This is a genomic window from Mesorhizobium sp. M4A.F.Ca.ET.050.02.1.1 (assembly GCF_003997725.1).
Classification (GTDB): Bacteria; Pseudomonadota; Alphaproteobacteria; order Rhizobiales; family Rhizobiaceae; genus Mesorhizobium.
In genome coordinates this window covers 1-4,830 of record NZ_RZSG01000460.1, presented here as the reverse complement: position 1 = coordinate 4,830, position 4,830 = coordinate 1, and the positions used below count along the sequence as shown (strand labels likewise).

The window sequence follows — 4,830 nt, the reverse complement described above, 5'->3', positions numbered from 1 at the left end:
GCCTGACGGCGGGCTTGCAGAGCTGGATTGCTTCGCGCACTCAGGCGGCGCTGCGCGTTTCCGAAATGACGCCGACGAGATCGTTGACGACAGCCTCGACCAGCTGCGGGTCGTCGCCCTCGGCCATGACGCGGATCAGCGGCTCGGTGCCGGAGGGCCGGATGACCAGCCGCCCGGCCTTGCCGAGCCGGTTGCGCGCATCCTCGATCGCCGCCTTGACCGGCGCCTCCTCGAGCGGCTTGCCACCGGCGATGCGGACATTCTTCAAGAGCTGCGGCACCGGCTCGAACTTCTTTGACAGCTCGCTGACCGGCCGGTTCTGCCGCTTGATGCAGGCCAGCACCTGCAGCGCCGACACAAGCCCGTCGCCCGTGGTCGAGAAATCCGAGAGCACGATGTGGCCGGATTGCTCGCCGCCGACATTCAATCCATGCGCGCGCATGTGCTCGACGACATAGCGGTCTCCCACCTTGGTACGGTGCAGCTGCAGCTTCATGTCGCCGAGGAAGCGTTCGAGGCCGAGGTTGGACATCACTGTCGACACGACACCGCCGCCGGCCAGACGCCCGCTCTGGTGCCAGGACTCGGCGATCAGTGCCATGATCTGGTCGCCATCGACGATGGCGCCGTTCTCGTCGACGATCACCACCCGGTCGGCGTCGCCGTCGAGCGCGATGCCGATATCGGCGCGCACTTCATGCACCTTCTTCTGCAGGCCGGCCGGATGGGTCGAGCCGCATTCCTTGTTGATGTTGAAGCCGTTGGGCTCGACATTGATGGCCACGACCTCGGCGCCGAGTTCCCAAAGTGCCTCGGGCGCCACCTTGTAGGCGGCGCCGTTGGCGCAATCGACGACGATCCTGAGGCCCGACAGCGACATTGAGCGCGGCAGCGTACGCTTGGCGAATTCGATATAGCGGTCGTGCACCCCGTCGACGCGCTTGGCGCGGCCGAGCCCGTCGGAATCAGCAAGCGCCAGCTCGATATCCTTGTCCAGCATGCCCTCGATGCGCTCCTCGATCTCGTCGGAGAGCTTATAGCCGTCGGGGCCGAACAGCTTGATGCCGTTGTCATAATACGGATTGTGCGAGGCCGAGATCATCACGCCGATGTCGGCGCGCAGCGAGCGCACCAGCATGGCGACCGCCGGCGTCGGAATGGGGCCAAGCAGGAACACGTCCATGCCGGCCGCGCACAGGCCCGACACCATCGCGTTCTCGATCATGTAGCCGGAAAGCCGCGTGTCCTTGCCGAGCACGACGCGGTGGCGATGGCTGCCGCGCTGGAACGAAAGGCCTGCCGCCATACCGACCCGCATGGCGACCTCGGCCGTCATCGGAAACTTGTTGGCGCGTCCGCGAATGCCGTCGGTGCCAAAATACTGCCCTGCCATGCGTTTCTAGATCCCCGTCGGTTTTTCAGCCGCCCGTATTGCCACAATTGAGCCGCACCCGATCATCACATTTCGTGATTATATATTACCATTCCTTAGAAAATCATTGTGCTGGGCTGGTCAAGTGATTCGACAGCCTAACATGGCCGTCCAGTCTTGCGGCAATGGACCAGGCGTTGCAGGTCCGTTGGCTGTAGATTCGCCCCGCAAACCTTGCTCAGGCGGACCAGATCGCAAGGATTCCATCACCTTATCGGGAGGAACACAGTTTGTGAGGGCGTCCGCGCTGGTAGCATCTGGCGCGGGCGGGCGTTGAGGGCTATTGGTTTCGCAAAGGGACAACCTATGGGCGACAGCAACGGAGAAAACGCCATGCTCATCCATCGACTTGCAACCTTGACGGGATTAGCCGTCGCAACCTTGTTCCTGGCGGCGCCGGCCAACGCGCTTACCATCGCCGAGTGTAGCACCAAGTATAACGCGGCAAAGGACGCCGGAACACTTAACGGCCAGACGTGGAACCAGTTCCGCAAGGCTGAATGCGGCACCGATGCCGCCGCAACCACCGACACCAAGCCCGCCAAGAAGACGGCGAAGGCAAGCGATGCGGCCAAGTCCGACTCCAAGGCGGCCGCCGCCGACGACGACAACGCGGCCAAGGGCCTGACCGCGAAGGAATGCAGCACCAAGTACCAGGCCGCAAAGGCTGCCGGCACCTTGAACGGCATGAAGTGGAACGACTTCCGCAAGAGCGAGTGCGGCGCCGGAGCCACCGCCGCAGCTGCCGACGCCAAACCCGCCAAGACCACCAAGGCGGCGGCCGCGACCGAGGAGACCGCCAAGGGCCTGACCACCAAGGAATGCAGCGCCAAGTACCAGGCCGCCAAGGCCGCCGGCACGTTGAACGGCGTCAAGTGGAACGACTTCCGCAAGGCCGAATGCGGCCCCGGCGCAACCGCCGCGGCGGAACCCGCCAAGGCAACGACCAAGGCCGCCGCCGCTGAAGGAGGCAAGGGCCTCAGCATGGCCGATTGCAGCGCCAAGTACCAGGTGGCCAAGACCGGCAACAAGCTCAACGGCATGAAGTGGAACGACTTCCGCAAGGCAGAGTGCGGCGCCGCCGCGGACGACGACGACACGGTGCCGGCTCCGACGGAGGCGACCTACACCAGCGAACCCGAGAAGCCGTCCGTTGCCGCTCCCAAGGGCGTGAAGTTCCCGACGGCGATCTCCAAGAAGTTTGCCAGCGAGACCCCGGCCAAGGGCCGCATGCACACCTGCCTCGAGCTGTACTATGCCAACAAGGACGCCAACACGCTGAACGGCCTCAAGTGGATTCAGAAGGGCGGCGGCTTCTACAGCCTGTGCAACGCCAAGCTGAAGAGCTGATTTCGCTTCGTTTACGGTTGACGAAGGCCCGCGAACCGTAAAGTTCGCGGGCCTTTTTCTTTGTTGGGCGTGTTTGAGCGAGTACGCCGCATCTGATTTGCGAGTTGGCCAGCGGATATTTCTGAGGCGTTTTTGCTGCCCCTCACCTGCCTGCCGGCTTCCTCTCCGGGGAGAGGGGCGCTCTCATCGCCGATTTCGCCAATCGCGAACGTTGCAGGAAAAGCGCCGGGGCCGCGGCCGGCCACCTTCTCCCGTCACTATACGGGGAGAAGTGCCCGGCAGGGCGATGAGGGGCAGCGCCGGCTTTTGAAAAGAGAGCGGGTCAAAAGCAAAAACGTCACGGACCAGCCGCTGCGTTTTTGGTAGGTGTTCGCTTATCATCACCCCTGCAGCTGGGCTCCATGCCGCCTTCCGGCTCCGGGCCCTTCTTGCCGCGGCCGCCGGCGCCGGCCTTGCTCGCATCTGCATCTCTCTGGAGCGATCGGTATCGTCAACCGCCACACTTCCCACCGCCAGGCTTTATAGTAGCTCGCAAAAATTCTGATTGAACATATGCAGAACAAACAGTATACAAAAAGACATCGATCTCGTTAGCAACCCGGAGGGTCTTATGTCTAGTTTGAAATTGGCCGTATTGGCTGTGACGGCATTGGTTGCGTGGGGCGTCGCCCCTGCAAGCGCACTGACGATGAAGGAATGCGGAGAGACCTATCGCGCAGCCAAGGAAGGCGGCACTCTGAACGGCATGGACTGGGCCGCTTTCCGCAAGGAGAAATGTGCGATGCCCGTTGCCGAGAGTGTCAGCACGGATACGGTCAAAACCGAGCCGCAGCCGAAAAAGGAAACCAGCGCGGCGGTCGCGCCCCCCGTAGCGCCGGCGGGCGTGACATTCCCGACCACGCTGGCCGCCGAGTTCAAGACCGAAAAGCCCGCGAAGGCGCGGATGAAGACCTGCCTGCAGGGGTACCACGGCAACAAGGAGGCAGGTACGTTGAACGGCCTTCGTTGGATCCAGAAGGGCGGCGGCTATTACAGCCTGTGCAATGCGCGGCTGAAAGCTGAATCATAAAAATCGGATACGGCGGATAAGGCGATTCCCACGCGCCAAGCCGTCATCCTCGGGCCTGTCCCGAGGATCTGCTGTCGGGCGACGGGAGCTGGAAACCGCCAACCCGGTTGCGTTGGCAGGTCCTCGGGACAGGCCCGAGGATGGCGCTTCAACGCACATCCGGCGCGTCTCCTGATTTACAACGCGTCGCGTGAAGCCGTCGGATAGGTCAAACCAAAGATTAGAGCGCTTCTGCGTTCCCTGAAACGGTGAAGCGCTCTGATCTCGACTAGCCCTGCGGCTGCGGCTCCATGCCGCCTTCGGGCTCCGGGCCCTTCTTGCGGCGGCCGCCGGTGCCGGCCTTCGGCACGGCCGAGCCACGGCTGGGCGGCGTGTCGTCGCCGAGGTCGCGCGCCGGCTTGTGGCCGGCGATCAGCTGCTTGATCTCCTCGCCGGTCAGCGTCTCGTATTCGAGCAGGCCTTGCGCCAGCGCGATCCATTCCTTCTTCTTCTTGGTCAGGATCGCCTTGGCCGTCGAATAGGCGTCGTCGATCAGCCGGCGCACCTCGGCATCGATGATCTGCGCCGTCTCTTCCGAGATGTTCTGCGTGCGCGCCACCGAATGGCCGAGGAAGACCTCTTCCTGGTTGTCGCCATAGGCGACATGGCCGAGCTTGTCGGAGAAGCCCCAGCGCGTGACCATGGCGCGCGCCAGCTTGGTCGCCTGCTCGATGTCGGAGGAGGCGCCGGAGGTGATGTTCTCCTTGCCGAACTTGAACTCCTCGGCGACGCGGCCGCCCATCATGATCGCCAGGCGCGAGATCATGTACTTGTAGCTCATCGAATAGCGGTCGCCTTCCGGCAACTGCATGACCATGCCGAGCGCGCGGCCGCGCGGGATGATCGTCGCCTTGTGCAGCGGATCCGCGGTCGGCACGTTGAGCGCGAGGATCGCGTGGCCGGCCTCGTGATAGGCGGTCAGTTCCTTCTCGGCCTGCGT

The 4,830-nt window shown here is 63.5% G+C and carries 3 protein-coding genes and 1 pseudogene; 2 read left to right on the top strand and 2 right to left on the bottom strand.

The window, feature by feature from the left end:
- Window positions 1-40 precede the first annotated feature (40 nt).
- A complete protein-coding gene (gene glmM, locus EOA33_RS24440; RefSeq protein WP_126057883.1) occupies window positions 41-1,393 on the bottom strand; it encodes a phosphoglucosamine mutase in 1,353 nt (450 codons plus the stop codon).
- Window positions 1,394-1,765: 372 nt separating this feature from the next.
- Between glmM and EOA33_RS24435 the strand changes: the two genes are divergently transcribed.
- Both EOA33_RS24435 and EOA33_RS24430 read left to right on the top strand, forming a co-directional pair.
- Complete coding sequence (locus EOA33_RS24435) at window positions 1,766-2,782, top strand: hypothetical protein (RefSeq protein WP_126057882.1); 1,017 nt, start codon at window positions 1,766-1,768, stop codon at window positions 2,780-2,782.
- A 610-nt stretch (window positions 2,783-3,392) separates the two neighbouring features.
- Window positions 3,393-3,851, top strand: coding sequence for a hypothetical protein (locus tag EOA33_RS24430; RefSeq protein WP_126057881.1), 459 nt, complete (start codon window positions 3,393-3,395; stop codon window positions 3,849-3,851).
- Between the two features lie 268 nt (window positions 3,852-4,119).
- Here the strand turns inward: EOA33_RS24430 and EOA33_RS24425 are convergent.
- Window positions 4,120-4,830 (bottom strand): annotated as a pseudogene (locus EOA33_RS24425) (cell division protein FtsH); the annotation flags it as partial.

Bases quoted from the DNA above. Each gene is read 5' to 3' on its own strand.
- glmM (WP_126057883.1), bottom strand. From the start codon at position 1,393: ATGGCAGGGCAGTATTTTGGCACCGACGGCATTCGCGGACGCGCCAAC.
- EOA33_RS24435 (WP_126057882.1), top strand. From the start codon at position 1,766: ATGCTCATCCATCGACTTGCAACCTTGACGGGATTAGCCGTCGCAACC.
- EOA33_RS24430 (WP_126057881.1), top strand. From the start codon at position 3,393: ATGTCTAGTTTGAAATTGGCCGTATTGGCTGTGACGGCATTGGTTGCG.